Source organism: Ruegeria sp. K7 (assembly GCF_056531785.1).
Genome location: NZ_JBQFMJ010000003.1, coordinates 349,738 through 365,987, shown reverse-complemented (window position 1 = coordinate 365,987; position 16,250 = coordinate 349,738). Strand labels below are relative to the sequence as shown.

The following is a 16,250-nucleotide window of genomic DNA, read 5'->3' as shown; positions in this document are numbered from 1 at the left end:
CCGCGCTCGGCATACCCGTCACGGGAGCTGTGGGATAAGTCCGTTCGGGGAAAGGGGAACCTCGGCGTTCAGCCGATTTGTGCAACAGAGCCGATTGCCTCCCTGATGTCTCTTGTGGGCTGGGGCGCAACCGCAAAACAGACATCACTTCCCATCAACGCAAGAGACTCTGAAATGTCCTTCAAACCCGGCACAAACCCCGTCACCTTCAAATCCTTCGGCCTCGATCTGGTGGGCGATCTGTATCTGCCCGAGGACTTCGATCCGGCAAAGAAGTACAAGGCGATTGTTGGTGCCAGCCCCTTCCCGCAAGTCAAGGACCAGATCCCCGCGACCTACGGCCCGGAAATGGCGGCGCGCGGCTTTATTTACCTTGGTTTCGACTACATCGGCATGGGCTCTTCCCCGGCACTTCCGGGCGAGCACAAGCAGTCGCGTTACATGTTCCGCCTTATCGAAAATACCTGGGACGCGGTCTCCTACCTCGGCACGCTGCCTTTCGTCGAAGAAATCCACGGCCTGGGCGTCTGCCAGGGCGGCTCGATCATCGCCTCTGCCGCCGTGACCGACCACCGCATCAAGAAAATCGCCATGGTTTCGGGCATGATGGCAGCGGATCCGTTCCAGTGGACCGACCGCGACTTGGTCAATGCTCAGATCGCGGCGGCAAACGCCTCCATGCAGAAAATGTATGAAACCGGTGAGCCCGACTACGTGAACACGATTGGCCTGGATGATAGCCAGTCCCGCGAAGAATTCGTTGGGTCCGATGTGAACCCGATGGCCGAAGAAACCTATGACTATTACGGCCGTGACGGCGTCAAAGGCCCGGTGGCAGTTCCGACATTCACCAACGCGCATATCGGTGACCAGGGCATGCAATCGCTGATCTCCATCGGCGAGCACTATGCCGACAAGATCGTGCAGCCTTCGCTGACCATTTACAGCAAGTCGGCTTTCACCGCGATCTGCTCGACCGCATTCGTCGAGAAGCTGACCAACGAGCACAAAGAGCTGGCCTTTGATGAGTTCAGCCACGTGGATTTCTATTACAAGCCTGAGGCAGTGAAAGCATCGACTGACGCCGTGGCTGAGTTCTTCAACGCTTAAACTTATTAGTGGAGGTCGTAGCAATATGACCTCCACCTTCTCCTACAAGTAAGCAGACATTGGTACGACGCGCAGCATCTGTCACGCCGACCCGAAGCGGCCGTCCGCTGCACTTGGTGTGAGCGACTGCCAGGCGGACTAACCACTGGCTACGTCGTCATAAGTTTGTGGCTCAACTTCAATGATCCGCGCGCCAACCGCCGGGAGACTGCGCAGCATATTCCTGACAATTGCCGCATCTTCGTGCATGATGGAAAACAGGCACACTATTATTGCCTTCCGGGAAGTGTTTGAATTCTCAAGAGGCGCGCAATGGAAATATTGGTCAACGGCATAAACACGGTTCTTTGGAACTACGTATTGATTTACGGACTTCTTGCGACCGGTATCTTTTTTACAATTCGTCTTGGCGCACTTCAGTTTCTCCATTTTGGGGAAATGGTGCGCGTGCTCACTTCTGCAAAGAGCACGGACAAAAGAGGTATTACTCCTTTTCAAGCCCTGACAGTGAGCCTGGCTTCACGTGTCGGTACTGGTAACCTGGCTGGCGTAGCCGTGGCCCTGACCTTGGGAGGTCCAGGCGCCATCTTTTGGATGTGGATCGTGGCATTGGTTGGAATGGCCACGGCTTATTCTGAAAGTACTTTGGCCCAACTCTATAAAGTCACATCGTCCAACGGAAGGTTCAGGGGAGGTCCCGCGTTCTACATGGCCAACGCATTGAATGCGCCTTGGGCTGGAGTCGTTTTCTCGATCTGCCTGATTGTCAGCTTTGGTTTGGTTTTTGTCGCCGTCCAATCCAACTCGATTGCCGAGGCTTTCGAGGGCGCGTTCGGGCTGAACAAGTTGGTCGTTGGCATAGCGCTTGCTGCAGCCGCAGCGGTAGTAATATTCGGTGGAATAAGAACCATCGCAAAGTTTGCAGAGATTGTCGTACCGCTTATGGCGGGTCTCTACCTCTTGCTTGCCTGTGTTGTCGTAGTCCTGAACATTTCCGAAGTACCCGCTATGTTGTGGTCGATTGTTGCCGGGGCATTTGGCCTTCAGGAAGCTGCCGGAGGCGTGACAGGAGGTGTCATGGCTGCAGCACTTAACGGCATCAAACGGGGGCTTTTCTCAAACGAAGCGGGCATGGGTTCAGCACCAAACATTGCAGCAGTCGCCACACCTGATCCTCACCACCCTTCCAGCCAAGGATTCGTTCAGGCATTTGGGTGTTTCGTGGATACGATTTTGGTCGCAACGGCCACTGCATTGCTAATTCTTCTATCAGGCGCAATCGAAATTGATGGGCCTACCGGAATGCGACTTACTCAAGACGCGGCCGCGGTCCATCTTGGTGAAATCGGCCGCCACTTTATCGCGGTTGCTATCGTCTTTTTTGGTTTCACATCCATCCTGGGTAATTACTCATATGCCGAAAACGCGATGACGTTCCTAAAATTGGAAGGGAAGCTGCCAATTTACGTCCTGCGATTGGGCTGCCTCGCAATGGTTGTCTGGGGCGCTGTGCAAGCTGTTGCCACAGTCTTCAATTTCGCGGATGCGGCCATGGGAATAATGGCAACCATCAATTTGGTTGCGATACTGCTACTGTCCGGCACCGTCTATAAACTGACGGTAGACTATTTCTCGCAACGCCGGCAGAACCTTGAGCCTCGCTTTGTTGCCAGCAAATTTCCCGAGCTTAGTAAAGGTGTAGATCACACTGTCTGGACGGAGGAGATTCATGCCGAAACTCAAAAACACTGACAGCGAAAAGCTTCAGGAAGTCTTGGACGATATTGCAGATCGCATAGCCGGCATGTCTGACAGGGGGAAAGTCGCGCAGTATATTCCAGAACTCGCCACAGTCGATCTGAACCAATTCGGCATTGCCGTTGCACCCGTCAACGGTGCGTTAGTGTCCGCTGGAGATGCTGGCAAACTCTTTTCGATTCAGAGCATCTCAAAAATGTTCTCGCTTACAGTGGCGCTGCAACGGGTTGGCGCCACTTTGTGGCAAAGAGTTGGCCGGGAACCATCCGGCGATCCATTCAATTCCATCGTTCAGCTAGAACACGAGCGCGGAATCCCAAGGAACCCGTTTATCAACCCCGGTGCGATCGTAGTGGCCGATGTTCTGCTCGAAGACCGCTCTTCTGACGAGGCCATCAACGACCTATTGAAGTTGTGCCGAGAGCTTTCAGAGGACGAGTCGATTGAGGTCGATGCGTCAGTTGCGGAATCTGAGATGCGAACTGGATCCAGAAACCGTGCGCTTGCCCATTTTATGCAGGCGGAAGGGAATCTTAAGGCGCCGGTAGAGGATGTTCTGTCTCTGTACTTTCGCCAGTGTAGCATCGCCATGTCTTGTGAACAGCTGGCTTTGGCAGGTCGATTTCTTGCCGCAGCGGGTCAAAATCCGGCCAACGGCTCTGCAGTATTGTCGGCGCAACGAGCAAGAAGAGTTACTGCACTGATGATGATGTGTGGATCATACGATGCTTCGGGTGAGTTCGCCTTCCGTGTTGGCCTTCCAGCGAAAAGCGGCGTAGGCGGCGGCATCTTGTGCATTGTACCTGGTATCGCATCTGTAGTCGCCTGGAGCCCTGGGCTCGATCCAAAGGGCAATTCTCATTTGGCAACCATCGCATTTCAAGAGTTGGTCCGCGCGACAGGGTGGTCTATCTTCGGACCAAGTGCGTAACCGAAGTTGGGTGAACTGGGTTCAAGTGAATTGAATTTTGCTTCAATGACCGACAATGAACACCAGGGAAGTGAAACCTGTCTCCCAATTTCCAAGTTCAATTCTGCCACGTTCTTTTCGCAGAGAAATACTGCAAGGTGGTTACACAGTCCTCGCCTAGGAACGAAACACGTCACATTTGTGCTGCTTGGATTTGTAGGTGGCGGTATTGCGTAACTAAAGGCAGGCAAATTTCAAAGCGTGCCCCGGCTAAAGAAGGAAAACCCATGCGCTTGCTTTCAGTACTTATTGTTTCGGTTCTATTCACAACCGGCGCAGTTGCTCAGACAATCGAAAGAATAACAAATAATAACGAAATCCGATTTGGTTTTCGAACAGATGCTGCTCCATTGTCTTACGTTAACGACCAAGGTCGGCCGTTTGGTCTGTCACCATTAATTTGCGATCAAGTAGCGCAGGCTGTTGCGAAGAAACTGGATCTAAAGGACTTAAACGTTCAGTTCATTCCGGTCGACTCCAAGGATCGTTTCGACAAAGTTGCCTCCGGAGAGATAGATATACTTTGCGGGGCAGCGACTATCACGCTTTCTCGTCGCGAAATTGTTGATTTCTCAATCCCTACCTTTGTTGATGGTACTTCCATATTGTTACCAATCGAGGCTGAGGGCACCATGAGCGCACTCGCGGGGAAAAAGGTTGGCATGAGAAGCAGCACAACAACTGAAGCCTCCGTACAGAATACATTTGATGCCGCAGGCATCGACGCCAGGATGGTTCGTTTTGCTTCACATCCAGACGGAATCAAGGCGCTCCGAGACGGTAAAATCGACGCGTATTTTGCAGATCAGTCGATTTTGCTAGTCAACTATATTGCTGCGGGATTGAAAGGCAAATTCAAGTTATCCCAAGAAATTCTGACGATAGAAAAGCAAGGGTTAGCCATCGCGAGGGGCGATGATGACTTTCGACTGATCGTTGATACTATTCTGTCCGAAATGTATGCCCGGGGCACTATGGAAGAGATTTTTCGCACCGCGTTGCCAGGGATCGAGCCCAGCGAAGCTTTAAAAGCTCTGTATGTTATTGCGCCTACTAATCCTTGAAACGCATCACGTGGAACATGTTTGTTGCGATTTAATTGGCCATTGCAATGGAGGCCGGTTTGCCCGCGCAGCGGTCATTTAGGAACTACTAACGACCGGCCGATTAGGTTCGAGCGCGACTGGTACGCGAGACACCCTCATCCCTCCCGTGTCCATATGTTCTAAACGATCGACAATGACCTGCCAGCCCGCATCTCTCAGCAGAACAGCAACGCTACGGTAACCGTAGCTGCCGTATTGCCGCGACAGTGCGATCTTGTCAGCTACGAGACGAACTTCGTCTTCCCTTGCACGCGGCTGATACCGTAGTGTCGAACGATGCTGCCCCGGCAGACAAGCCACCATGATACCGACGTCTCCGTTTTCCAGGAGACACTGGGAGTTGCCAATGCGACCCTTTGCGTGTTTTCGCGCTACAGCGTGCACGTCGATGTGTTAGAGGCGGTTAGCCTTGGTTAATCTGGTGTTAATTAAGTCTCGTTCTTGCCATTGGTTAGCATTTGACCAAAGGCGACTAAGCTGAATTGCGCAGTAGTGGTTAGGAACGGCGGAAGACTGACATTTGCCGCGTTCTCGCAATACTGCCCTCGTCGCCTGCATCCCAGCCATTCGCAGCAAAAGGAAGCTCTAAGATCTGCTCGAACTCACGCTTTCCATTTCGGGGTCTTTGAGCTCTCGCAACATCCAATCGCGAAGCGCGGCAATATTTGGACGTCGAGAATGCGCCTCTGGATAAACAAGGTGAAATGTGGACCCGAGAGGAATTGCCAGATCAAAAAGTTCAACCACGCGCCCGGCCTGGACATCTTTTGCAGAAAGAAACCGCCAACCCAGAACAACGCCAGCGCCATCGATGGCGGCTTGCAGCCCATGATCCGGAAGGCTGAAATGCATCCCACGCGAGGCGTCCACGTCTTGCGTACCGCTGGTGTCCAGCCAAGTCTGCCAAGTTGGCGCGTTGGGATCAAAGTCCATCGAATGATTGTGAAGCAGAACATGTTTCCTCAGATCAGACGGCGTTCTGATCGCATTTGGCCCTTCCAGCAGGCGCGGGCTGCACATCGGGATGACGGATTCATCAAAAAGCTTGATGGCTTCAAGACCGGGCCATTCTCCATGCCCAAGCCGAATGGCGGCGTCAAAATCGTCGCGCTGGAAATCGACAAGACCAAGGCTCGTCGAAATCCGCACGTCGATATCGGGATGCTGAGAATAGAATTTCTGCAGCCTTGGGATCAACCACATGGCGGCAAATGTAGGCGCCACGGTCAACGCCAACGAGCCCCCCTTGTCCGCTTCTGCCACATGCTCCATCGCCTGATCGAGGTTTGCAAACACTGTTTGCAGCTCCTTGGCCAAGAGCTGCCCCGCCTCGACAAGGACCAGGCCTCGCGCTCGCCGTCGAAAAAGAGAAACACCGAGAAACCCTTCCAATTTCTTAATCTGGTGACTGATCGCGGCCGGCGTCACTGACAACTCTTCGGCTGCTGCGACAAAACTGAGATGGCGTGCGGCGGCTTCAAAGGCGCGAAGCGCGTTGAGGGGATAGTTTTTCCGGATCATATCTTTGGCTAAGTTTTTCTAATCCTGCGATAGATATAGTCGTTTGTCAAACCGCCCAGGGGCGCACAAATTTGACACTACAAACGGCCCACTCGGGCGGATCACTTAAAAAAACTAACTAACGTCCGAAAGGAAAACGCTATGGCACGAGCCTTCGCGACCATCGCCTTTACGCCCGCTGTCCGCTTTCAGCAGTCACGAATGGGTTCGGCGGAGACATACAGCAAATTCTTGGCCAACGACGTGGCATACCCCGATGAGCTCGGCCCCCAAGAGGTCCGCTTCATCGCCGAACGAGACGGGTTTTATCAGGCTTCGGTGTCCCAAACTGGGTGGCCATACGTCCAATTCCGCGGCGGCCCGACCGGCTTTCTGAAGGTGCTGTCATCACAAACGCTCGGCTACGCCGACTTCCTCGGAAACCGACAGTACATCAGCACCGGGAACCTATCGGGCAACGATCGGTTATCGATGATCCTAATGGACTACCCCAACCGCCGCCGACTGAAAATCTGGGGACGTGCTCGCCTGATTGAAGGCGCCGACAATCCCGAAGTTCTGGGTCAGTTTCACGACCAATCCTATCCGGCGCGTCCCGAGCGCGCAGTCCTTATCACCGTTGAGGCCTTCGACTGGAATTGCCCCAACCACATACCGCGTCGCCTCACGGTTGATGAGGCACATGAAGAGATTGCGGCGTTGCGCCGTGAAAACGAGGCCCTGAGGGCCGAATCCATTGCCATGCGTGCTTTCAAAGCGCCCGGCTCTCCAACCAAACCCTGAAAGGAACTGATCAATGACACAACGGTTGCACCCTCCCGCACTTGCGGCGCTTCTTGCTGCTACAACACTTTTGCCAGCGGCCCTGCCCAACAATGCTATCGCGGCTGAAAGCCCATTTGCCGTCAACATGAAGTCGATGGATATCGACGGGCACACCATTGCATATCGCGAGGCCGGAGACCCCTCGAACCCTACAGTCCTGCTTCTTCACGGCTTTCCCACTTCATCGCACATGTTCCGCGAACTGATCCCGATCTTGGCTGAAGAGTACCACGTGGTTGCTCCAGACTATCTTGGCTTCGGTGCTTCGGACATGCCTTCCGCCGAAAGTTATGACTATAGCTTTGCCAATGCAGCAAACACAGTCACGCGTTTGATCGACGCAAAAGGGGTCGATAGCTACGCCGTCTATCTGATGGATTACGGCGCGCCCATCGGCTACCGGATGTTTGCCGAACACCCCGAACGTGTTACCGGCTTTATCATTCAGAACGGCAATGCTTACGAAGAGGGATTGCGCGAGTTCTGGGACCCAATCAAGACGTATTGGGCCGACCCAAGCGCCGAGAACGGCGATGCATTGCGCGGCTTCCTGACCCTTGATGCTACCAAATGGCAATTTACCCATGGTGTTGGCGACGTCTCGACGGTAAATCCCGACAACTTCTGGCACGTCCAGTATCTGCTTGACCGCCCAGGAAACCAAGAAATCCAGCTTGAGATGTTCTTGGACTACGGTGCCAACGTCGCGGAATACCCAAAGTGGCAGGCCCTGTTCAGAGAGCATCAGCCTCCGGCGCTGGTTGTATGGGGAAAGAACGACCACATCTTCCCGGCTGAAGGTGCCCACCCCTACAAGGCTGATCTAGATGACGTGGAGTTCCATCTGCTTGATACAGGGCACTTCGCTCTCGAGGAATATGGCGATGTCATTGCCGTCGAGATGCAAGATTTCCTCGCACGCATCAATGAATGACCGTAACCGGCCCTGGCGTGTCACTACGCCGGGGTTTCAATGCGCACGAGCAGAATTGGCTTCGCGGCTCCTGGCTGACTGTTCCAAGGCTGCAACGGCAGAAAAGGACCAAGATCATGAAAGATAAAACGAACCAGCATGTTTTCCGTGTTGCGGCCTTCTCCGATGGCTCCGAAGGTGGCAATCCCGCGGGTGTCGTGGTCGGAGAATCGCTTCCCTCCGAGTCCGAGATGCAACGTCTTGCAAAGGAAATCGGTTATTCTGAAACTGTATTTGCCGCACCTCAGAATGACGGTTGGCGGGTGCGGTTCTTCTCCCCGGAAGAAGAGGTGGCTTTTTGCGGGCATGCCACGATTGCACTGGGTAGCGTGCTGGCCGAGCACAATGGGCAGGGCTTGATACAGCTCAACATGAACGCGGGCCGCATAACCGTCGAAACAAATGCTGACGGAAGCACCACTCTGACATCGCCCGCCACCCGTAGCGCCGCGGCGGATCCGGCCCTAGTGAAGGCTGCGCTTTGTCTATTCGATCTCAAAGAGACTGATCTTGACCCCGCCCTTCCTTCCGCGCTCGCCAACGCGGGAAACAACCATTTGCTAATTGCGCTTCGAGACAGGCGCACGCTTGCAAAGATGTCTTATGATTTGGCCGAGGGGGCGCGGTTGATGCGGCAGTATGATCTGACCACGATCAACCTTATTTGGTCGGAAACGCCGCGCCGTTTTCACAGCCGCAATGCATTCGCAATCGGTGGCGTGTTCGAAGATCCTGCGACAGGGGCCGCCGCCGCTGCGCTGTCGGGGTACCTTCGGGATATCGGCTGGCCTCATGACGGCGAGATCGAAATCGTGCAGGGCGAGGACATGGGAGCAAGGTCATTGCTTCATTCAATCATAAGCGCCACGCCTGGTGAAGGAATTCGAGTCTCGGGGAGGACCCGGTTCTTGAAATGATAGCACAGCCCAAGCCTTCAGGCCTCCCAGGGCGCTACCCTCAAACATCGCGGGCTTCCCGAAAAAGCCGCCCAAGCTGATGACAAAACGGCTTTGTCCGCACAGCGGTTGTTCGGTTAAACTTGCCCTGGGTCCGCCTTGCAAACGTAAAGGATCAAGGCACCTTGCCGCCAAATTAGATCTGGCAAAATCTAAATGGGCCATCCGACGGCATTGCGTCCGTCTTCTAAAAGTCATCCGTGGAGATATTGAATGCCGAAAAAAGACAGGCCTCCGGTACTTCTATTGACAGGTACAAACGCGGCCGCGTGGACGATGGAGAATGTTCGTACGTCCTATGAGGCATCGGGATATGCCTGCCACAGCATGACCTACCGCTATCATGACCTTCCAACCGGTCCAGAGCGCGATAACAAACTGGTCGGGTTGAGTATCGCGGATTACGTAGATGACGCGAGGCAGTTCATCAAAGAAATCGGCGAGGCTCCGGTTGTCGTAGGTCACTCCCTTGGCGGCGTCGTTGCACAACTGTTGGCGGCTGAACGCGCGGTGAAAGCTGGCGTTCTTCTCAACAGCAGCGTGATGAACGGTGTTTTGGCAACGACTGACGGAGAACGTGATCTGGGGAAACTTTTCATTTCGTCCGGTGCTTTCTGGGAACACGCGCTTGGACAGGACTTAGATCTTCTTTCAAAATACGGTCTGAATACACTGCCGGACGATCTACAGCGCGACATTCACGCACGTCTTGGCACCGAGTCCGGTCGCGTGCTGTTTGAACTTGTCTTCTGGATGTTCGATGCGCGCCAGACGACCCTGATCGATCCTGAAAAGGTAACCTGTCCTTTGCTATTTGTTTCGGGAACCGAAGACAAGGCAGTTGCGACAAGCACGGCAAGGAACATGGCTTCCCTATATGAAACTGCAGATTTTCTGATCGCAGAGAGGGCTTGTCACTACCTACAGTTCGACGAAACATGGCCCCAGACAGCCCGGAAGACGCTGGAATGGCTTGAACGGGCAGTCTGAAGACACTTCCTTGGACGAGACACGTTGCAGCCGTCAAGTGTGGCTCTGAGAAAGCCCCTGATGTCCTTGCGAAGAATCGAACCCGACCTCCCAGTTTTTGAATGCTCGGCACCAACAAGTTTTCGCGGAACTCAGATTTATTTTGGGTTCCGCGAAACTTCGTTTATTACGTTCCGAATTATTGTTCGATTTCGATTTTTTTGAAACGAGACCCTTTCCAGCTCACATCGGCCATCAAACCCTTTTGGCCAAAAATGAAGGATACAATATCGCTTTTGAGGTTAGTGGTATCCAAGTCGCCTCCAGCGCCGACTTTGGCGACGGCCACTGATGCATCCACACCCAATTCCCACTCGCGGTCATTGCTGGTGAACTTTGCCAACGCGTCGTCTGTATTCAGCGCCAAAATCATGGAATGAGACTGTATTCCGGCGATGAACCCTCCCTTTACGCCGAAGGTGTTGTAGTACAGCTTTTCATTGGCTCCGGTGACCAGCACACATCGACCGCCTTCGGCGCCAAAACCAAGGCCGGCTTTGGTGATGCTCGGACAAACCAAAACACCCTTGGCACTCGCCAGCACCTCGTCGGCACCTTTTGCATCGGCTTTGAACTGGGCTAAAGTTGCGTCTGCTTCAGCGTCGAGCTTTGCAGCGTCTTCTGCCGTGAATTTAGCGGATGCCGTATTCGCAAAGGCAAAGACAAACAAAAAGCTGGCAAAGACGACCATCAAACGATTGTTGAATGCGTACATTTTTTCCTCCCTAAAGGTCAGGAACCGAGAAATCGGTTTGCGCGTGCAAACTGCACAGAAGTATTAATACCAGACCCCAAATGAGTCACCTAGACAGATACTCAATACATGCGTTCCTCAGAATTCCTCCACGTCTATTGGGTTTGGATTGTGTTCAACGCGGTCGTCTGAGCGCTTCTGTCTGATGCCCAAGAAGCGGCTGAAACCGGACGCTCAATTCCAGTCAGCACTGCGGAAACCTCTGCCTTGACGTCCCACTGACCGCTATACGGAAACCGGACATAGGTTTGAACAGGTCCTACATCCGAATTGCGGGCGAACCGGCTTTTGTTCGAGGCGCGTTTGACGGTGCAACTTTACAACCCAACCACGAGGTGCACCCGACCAGCAGTTCTTCCTCCGGACGTCGGGGAGCGAAACGAGATAGTTCACTACGACAAAAACTAGGGCTCTTGTTGCCTATTGGCGCGGTGGCGTTCGATTTCCTGAGCAATAAGCTCGATGTGCAGCCGCGCGTCGTAGGCCTTCTGCCGGTAAGCGAGTGGCAAGTTCAAATTCGCGAGTGTCGCAGATACGTCATCGAGTTTCTTCGCTACAGCTTCAATCTCCTCGGCCGTCGCAGCGTCGTCGATTTCTGCTTCCAGCGATGCAATGTGTTGATAGTGTCGCCAAACTCTTCGGTTTTGGAACCAGATGTAAAGGGCCGGAACGAGACGCAGCAGCGGCGCAAGGAATAAAATCGGCAAGAGAAAAAGCAACACCCGACCAAACTGGGCCGCAACCCAAAATGGAAAGATATCGTGAAGAATGTTGGGCCCAGAGTTGATCATGTGCCAAGCGACGTCATTAATTGGGGCCGGAGGGGAATTGGTGTTTGGAAACTCCTTGGCCGCTCGCAGAACGGTTCGGTCTGCGTGGATTTTGTTTGCGCTATGAACAAGCCTGTCGACAACAGCCGGGTGCAGCCCGTTTGTCGCGATCATCGATGCAGTCAAAGTCAGTATTTTGACATCATGCGCGGGTCGCGGCGGGGCCAAAGAGGTTGACCCGGCTGGAACAACAACGGAATGGCCGCTGACAAATCTAAAAGACAGGGCGTCGATCAAGGCCATTTGGATCAGATCCAGCTTGGGGTCGACTATGGCCTCTGTCAGGTATGGCGCATCCAGAGGCGACACAAACAAGGCTGCATCCGCCTCGCCAGCACGCAACGCGTCTATGGCCTCGAATCCCCCAATTTCCTGCAATTCGATGCCCGAGTCCTGAAGGCCTGCGGCTTCTATGAGTGCCAGTGCTGCGGCACGTGTGCCTGATCCGACTTGTCCAGCAGCCAAACGAATCCCGCGCCAATCTCCGGGATATCGGCCAACTTGCGCGGCGGAACGTCTGAAAATCACCAGCGGTTCAGGGAAGAGAGCCCCGAGTGACTCTAGATTCTCTCCTCTGGGAAGAGGAATGCCGCCCTGCACAAAGGCAACGTCCACATCTCCGTCAATGAGCCTTTGAATGTTCTCGACGGAACCAGCAGTTTCCACCAGCTCTAACGATATGTCGTCCCTGGCAAGCTTGGACTGATACTCGAGGCCAATCCGCCAATACCCGCCGTCTTTTGGCCCAGTGGCAAGCCGAACGTTCTCGGGCGGAACAAGGCTACTGATAAGAAGAATAACCAAAACAACAACGAAGACGGGTACAAGTAGGATATAAAACAGTCGCATCGGTCTTCTTTGAAGTTGACGAGATCTCGACGATGATCTGTTTTGTTGCAACTGTTTGTCAATTATTGAGCGCGTGCACCCCGTATCAATCAGGCGCGTGGATCAGGCGTCGGTCATCAAATAGACATTCGACACGATTGTCGTTCACTCCGCTGCCGGCATCTTTCAGCGAAGCCGCAATCCGGCGACAACCGTGGCGGTCTTATTGTCGGGTGAGTTCGATCATGTCGGCAGCCAGCCGGTCTTAAACGGCACGGCCTCTTGGAACCGTGCGCTGCGTCGAACGGTTTTTACGCAACCCTCGACAGGCCCACGCTCTGAGTTGTGGAACTGACTTCGCACATGTTCAATGCAGGCACGACGACGCTAAGGGCTTAGTAGTTTGCCCGCTCGACCTCCGAAAGGTTCAATTTATCCAGCGTCGGATCGGACACTGCCTGGCACAGACGCTCATTTTCCTTCTGAAGGCGCTTTAGTTCCTTCAGTTGGTCAGTTCCCATACCGCCATATTACTTCCGCCAGCGATAGTCCTTCTGCTTGGTTATTTGCACTTGGCGAATGGCATCTACACGTCGCATCCCTTGGCCGCATAGCACCTCAACCTGCCGTAGTTTCCCGACGATCTCTTCCGGTGTGTGCCGCTTGATACCCATATTTGACCCTCCATTTCCAACAATACGGGCAGACCGCTTCAGTGGCGGAGAATTACTGAAGTCCGGTACGCTACGTTCCCTTTCAAAGATAGCCATCCAGAGTATGGTGACGAAATAAATTTCAAGGACAAAAATTTTTGTCAAAAATTATTGACGCCACCGGTGCATCACCCTTAGACAGGGAGTGTGCAATAAACATCACATATAGAAATTTCTTGCACAGTTGGTGCTGAACGAACAATGCGCCGCAGTCGCAGGAACATTCTGCAGGGAGGAAACCAATGAACATCAAGAAGGCAAACAGTATTATTGCGTCCGCCGCGTTGGCGGTTGCCGGGGCTTCTGCCGCGCCAGCGCAGGCCGAAAGCATCATGTGCGAACCCGATGAGACATACATCATGAACGTGATGGTCTCGGGTCATCCCTATTGGGTGCCGGTATACCAGGGCTTCAAACAGGCTGCCGAGGCGTTTGGTTGCAAAACCGTGTTCTCAGGCACGCCGGATTACGACATCACCAAGCAGATCGCCTCGTTCGAGCAGGATCTGGTGAAGCAGCCTGCAGGTGTTCTGTTGCACCCGATGCAGTCCGATCCATTTATCGAGCCGATCAATCGCGCTGTCGACAATGGCACCGAGATCGTCACCTTTGCCGCCGACAGCCCAAGCTCAAAGCGCACCGGCTATATCACCTCGGACAACCATGCCGAGGCGAAGTTCGCGGCTGAAGAGATCGTCAAACAAGTAGGTGACAGCGCCGAATACGCGGTTCTCGAGAATCCGGGACAGTCAAACCACGATCTGCGCGTCACGTCGCTGATTGCATACATGGAAGACAATTATCCGAACATGAAACTGGTCGGACGTCAGGCCACGAACCAGGACAGCAATGCGGCCTACCGCGCGACAGCCTCGATCATTCAGGCCAATCCGAATGTGGCGGCGATCTGGATTCCCGAAGCGGGTTCTGCCGAAGGTGCTGTTGCGGCGAAGCTGGAAGCTGGCTCGGACCTTCTGATCATGCACGCGGATGTGACGCCCACCACGTTGGAACACATCCGAGCGGGCAACATCCACATGTCGCTGAACCCAAACCAGGGTGTACAGGGCTTCATGGGCTTTATGGCGGTGCATCTGGCAAACCGGTCGGACATTTTCGATCCGTTCAACGATTGGCGGACCAGCGGTTTCAACCCGGTACAGATACCGTTCGTGGACAATGGCTTTGCAGTCATCACTAAGGACAACGCGGACAGCTTTGACCTGAACGTCTACATGGAAGGTCGTGATCCGGCCTGATCCGAGAGCTCCCCGACGAGCCGCCCGCGCAGCTCCAAATCAGTTCGCGGGCGGTTCAGGACATCAATCAAAAAAGAGACACCCGAACAGGTGGTGCAATGCAAGACGATGTGATCCTTCGGATATCGAACCTCAGCAAGTCCTTTGGCCCGGTCAAAGCACTGCGGGGGATCGAATTTGAACTCCGCAAAGGAGAAATCCACGCGATTGCAGGGGAAAACGGCGCAGGAAAATCGACACTGATGAACGTGATTGACGGGATTTTGCAACCGGACAGCGGCCAGATCGTTCTCGATGGCAAGCCGGTCAAAATCTCGTCACCCACGATGGCGCAGCAACTGGGTATCGGCTTTGTCCATCAGGAAATCGCTCTGTGCCCGGATGTGTCGGTGGCCGAGAACATCTTCATGGCCAAAACCAATATCAGCCGGTCATGGCTGATGGATTACAAGAAACTGGAGCGTGATGCGGTCGATGTGTTCCGCCAACTCAGCGACATCGATCCTTCGATTCTGGTTAAGAACCTTTCGATCTCCAACCAGCAACTGGTTGAGATTGCAAAGGCCCTGACGCTGGATTGCCGCATTCTGATCCTTGACGAGCCTACAGCCGCACTCACGGAATCCGAGGCTCGGACACTGTTCGGGATCATGCGCAATCTGGCGGATCAGGGGATTTCCATCATCTATATCTCGCATCGAATGGTTGAGATCTTTGACAATTGCGACCGGGTTTCGGTGTTCCGGGATGGCCAGCACATCGTCACGCGGAATGTGGCCGACATACAGCCCGGTGACGTCGTGAATGCAATGGTCGGACGGGTGATCGATGACCTGTACCCCAAGAAACAGGGCACCCCGTCAGACGAGGTGATCCTGGACGTGCGCAACCTGACCGAGGCGACGCGGTTCCGCGATATATCGTTCACTCTGAACAAGGGTGAAATCCTGGGCATTGCAGGGCTTATCGGTGCGGGCCGCAGCGAGATCGCAAAGGCAATCTGCAAGCTGGAAGGGGATGCGTCCGGGCAGGTTTGGCTGAATGGCGAAGAACTCAGGTTGCGCAACTATCAGGACAGTATCGCCAAGGGGATGGTGTACCTGTCCGAGGACCGCAAAGGCGATGGGGTTTTCCTTGAACTGCCAATCGCCGCCAACGTCTCGGCCCTGAAGCTTGAACAGGTGGCCAACGGGCTTGGCCTGATCCAGCCCGCAGCGGAAACGGGCCAAGCCGAAGCGCTCGGGCGCAAGCTGAACCTGAAATGCGGATCGTTGAGCGACCCGGTGTCCTCGCTTTCGGGCGGAAATCAGCAAAAAGTGGCGCTTGCCAAGATGCTTTCGGTCAACCCGCGTCTGATTTTTCTGGATGAACCGACCCGCGGTGTCGACGTTGGCGCAAAGTCTGAAATCCACCGCATTCTGCGTGACCTCGCGAATGAGGGCGTGGGGATCGTCGTGATTTCTTCGGAACTGCCCGAACTGATTGGTGTCTGCGACCGTGTGCTGGTTGTGCGTGAAGGGCGCATCAGCGGGCAGGTCACAGGCGACGAAATGACGGAAGAAAACATCATGCATCTGGCTTCCATTGCGGAAGTGCAGGCTTCGGTCGCATGAGCGGA

The 16,250-nt window shown here is 54.1% G+C and carries 13 protein-coding genes and 2 pseudogenes; 10 read left to right on the top strand and 5 right to left on the bottom strand.

Annotated features, from left to right (window positions below; all coding sequences use genetic code 11):
- From ACR0FE_RS08750 to ACR0FE_RS08735, 4 genes are all read left to right on the top strand, one after another.
- Positions 1–1,110: alpha/beta hydrolase (locus tag ACR0FE_RS08750; RefSeq protein WP_480912449.1), on the top strand; the 1,110-nt coding region annotated here is incomplete at its 5' end.
- Between the two features lie 312 nt (positions 1,111–1,422).
- Positions 1,423–2,862 carry an alanine/glycine:cation symporter family protein gene (locus tag ACR0FE_RS08745; RefSeq protein ID WP_480490911.1) on the top strand — a complete coding sequence of 480 codons (1,440 nt, stop codon included), beginning with the start codon at positions 1,423–1,425 and terminating at the stop codon, positions 2,860–2,862.
- Positions 2,840–3,799, top strand: coding sequence for a glutaminase (locus ACR0FE_RS08740; RefSeq protein WP_480912447.1), 960 nt, complete (start codon positions 2,840–2,842; stop codon positions 3,797–3,799). The genes ACR0FE_RS08745 and ACR0FE_RS08740 overlap by 23 nt, the downstream gene beginning before the upstream one ends.
- A gap of 266 nt (positions 3,800–4,065) precedes the next feature.
- Positions 4,066–4,902 carry an amino acid ABC transporter substrate-binding protein gene (locus tag ACR0FE_RS08735; protein ID WP_480912446.1) on the top strand — a complete coding sequence of 279 codons (837 nt, stop codon included), beginning with the start codon at positions 4,066–4,068 and terminating at the stop codon, positions 4,900–4,902.
- A 140-nt stretch (positions 4,903–5,042) separates the two neighbouring features.
- Here the strand turns inward: ACR0FE_RS08735 and ACR0FE_RS08730 are convergent.
- Together ACR0FE_RS08730 and gcvA are read right to left on the bottom strand one after the other, a co-directional pair.
- Positions 5,043–5,229: pseudogene (locus ACR0FE_RS08730) on the bottom strand (IS3 family transposase); the annotation flags it as partial.
- A 300-nt stretch (positions 5,230–5,529) separates the two neighbouring features.
- The gene (gcvA, locus tag ACR0FE_RS08725) at positions 5,530–6,465 is read right to left on the bottom strand and encodes a transcriptional regulator GcvA (protein ID WP_480912444.1); all 936 of its coding nucleotides are present in this window, start codon (positions 6,463–6,465) and stop codon (positions 5,530–5,532) included.
- Positions 6,466–6,606: 141 nt separating this feature from the next.
- Between gcvA and ACR0FE_RS08720 the strand changes: the two genes are divergently transcribed.
- From ACR0FE_RS08720 to ACR0FE_RS08705, 4 genes are all read left to right on the top strand, one after another.
- On the top strand, positions 6,607–7,248 hold the full coding sequence (locus tag ACR0FE_RS08720; RefSeq protein ID WP_480912442.1) for a pyridoxamine 5'-phosphate oxidase family protein: 642 nt from the start codon (positions 6,607–6,609) through the stop codon (positions 7,246–7,248).
- A 13-nt stretch (positions 7,249–7,261) separates the two neighbouring features.
- Positions 7,262–8,224 carry an alpha/beta fold hydrolase gene (locus ACR0FE_RS08715; RefSeq protein WP_480912441.1) on the top strand — a complete coding sequence of 321 codons (963 nt, stop codon included), beginning with the start codon at positions 7,262–7,264 and terminating at the stop codon, positions 8,222–8,224.
- Between the two features lie 116 nt (positions 8,225–8,340).
- On the top strand, positions 8,341–9,180 hold the full coding sequence (locus tag ACR0FE_RS08710) for a PhzF family phenazine biosynthesis protein (RefSeq protein ID WP_480912439.1): 840 nt from the start codon (positions 8,341–8,343) through the stop codon (positions 9,178–9,180).
- Between the two features lie 252 nt (positions 9,181–9,432).
- Positions 9,433–10,209: an alpha/beta hydrolase gene (locus tag ACR0FE_RS08705; protein WP_480912437.1), complete on the top strand. Its 777-nt coding sequence runs from the start codon at positions 9,433–9,435 to the stop codon at positions 10,207–10,209.
- 178 nt (positions 10,210–10,387) lie between these two features.
- Here ACR0FE_RS08705 and ACR0FE_RS08700 read toward each other — a convergent pair whose 3' ends face one another.
- From ACR0FE_RS08700 to ACR0FE_RS08690, 3 genes and pseudogenes are all read right to left on the bottom strand, one after another.
- Positions 10,388–10,963 carry a lipid-binding SYLF domain-containing protein gene (locus tag ACR0FE_RS08700; RefSeq protein ID WP_170612484.1) on the bottom strand — a complete coding sequence of 192 codons (576 nt, stop codon included), beginning with the start codon at positions 10,961–10,963 and terminating at the stop codon, positions 10,388–10,390.
- Positions 10,964–11,406: 443 nt separating this feature from the next.
- The gene (locus ACR0FE_RS08695) at positions 11,407–12,732 is read right to left on the bottom strand and encodes a TAXI family TRAP transporter solute-binding subunit (RefSeq protein ID WP_480912435.1); all 1,326 of its coding nucleotides are present in this window, start codon (positions 12,730–12,732) and stop codon (positions 11,407–11,409) included.
- Between the two features lie 67 nt (positions 12,733–12,799).
- A pseudogene (locus ACR0FE_RS08690) lies at positions 12,800–13,334 on the bottom strand (transposase); the annotation flags it as partial.
- 281 nt (positions 13,335–13,615) lie between these two features.
- Here ACR0FE_RS08690 and ACR0FE_RS08685 point away from each other — a divergent pair.
- Both ACR0FE_RS08685 and ACR0FE_RS08680 read left to right on the top strand, forming a co-directional pair.
- Positions 13,616–14,632: a substrate-binding domain-containing protein gene (locus ACR0FE_RS08685; protein ID WP_170612488.1), complete on the top strand. Its 1,017-nt coding sequence runs from the start codon at positions 13,616–13,618 to the stop codon at positions 14,630–14,632.
- Positions 14,633–14,730: 98 nt separating this feature from the next.
- A complete protein-coding gene (locus ACR0FE_RS08680; RefSeq protein ID WP_480912434.1) occupies positions 14,731–16,245 on the top strand; it encodes a sugar ABC transporter ATP-binding protein in 1,515 nt (504 codons plus the stop codon).
- The last annotated feature ends 5 nt before the right edge of the window (positions 16,246–16,250 follow it).

Excerpts from the sequence above, each read along its gene's own strand:
- ACR0FE_RS08745 (WP_480490911.1), top strand. The coding sequence starts at position 1,423 with ATGGAAATATTGGTCAACGGCATAAACACGGTTCTTTGGAACTACGTA.
- ACR0FE_RS08740 (WP_480912447.1), top strand. The coding sequence starts at position 2,840 with ATGCCGAAACTCAAAAACACTGACAGCGAAAAGCTTCAGGAAGTCTTG.
- ACR0FE_RS08735 (WP_480912446.1), top strand. The coding sequence starts at position 4,066 with ATGCGCTTGCTTTCAGTACTTATTGTTTCGGTTCTATTCACAACCGGC.
- gcvA (WP_480912444.1), bottom strand. The coding sequence starts at position 6,465 with ATGATCCGGAAAAACTATCCCCTCAACGCGCTTCGCGCCTTTGAAGCC.
- ACR0FE_RS08720 (WP_480912442.1), top strand. The coding sequence starts at position 6,607 with ATGGCACGAGCCTTCGCGACCATCGCCTTTACGCCCGCTGTCCGCTTT.
- ACR0FE_RS08715 (WP_480912441.1), top strand. The coding sequence starts at position 7,262 with ATGACACAACGGTTGCACCCTCCCGCACTTGCGGCGCTTCTTGCTGCT.
- ACR0FE_RS08710 (WP_480912439.1), top strand. The coding sequence starts at position 8,341 with ATGAAAGATAAAACGAACCAGCATGTTTTCCGTGTTGCGGCCTTCTCC.
- ACR0FE_RS08705 (WP_480912437.1), top strand. The coding sequence starts at position 9,433 with ATGCCGAAAAAAGACAGGCCTCCGGTACTTCTATTGACAGGTACAAAC.
- ACR0FE_RS08700 (WP_170612484.1), bottom strand. The coding sequence starts at position 10,963 with ATGTACGCATTCAACAATCGTTTGATGGTCGTCTTTGCCAGCTTTTTG.
- ACR0FE_RS08685 (WP_170612488.1), top strand. The coding sequence starts at position 13,616 with ATGAACATCAAGAAGGCAAACAGTATTATTGCGTCCGCCGCGTTGGCG.
- ACR0FE_RS08680 (WP_480912434.1), top strand. The coding sequence starts at position 14,731 with ATGCAAGACGATGTGATCCTTCGGATATCGAACCTCAGCAAGTCCTTT.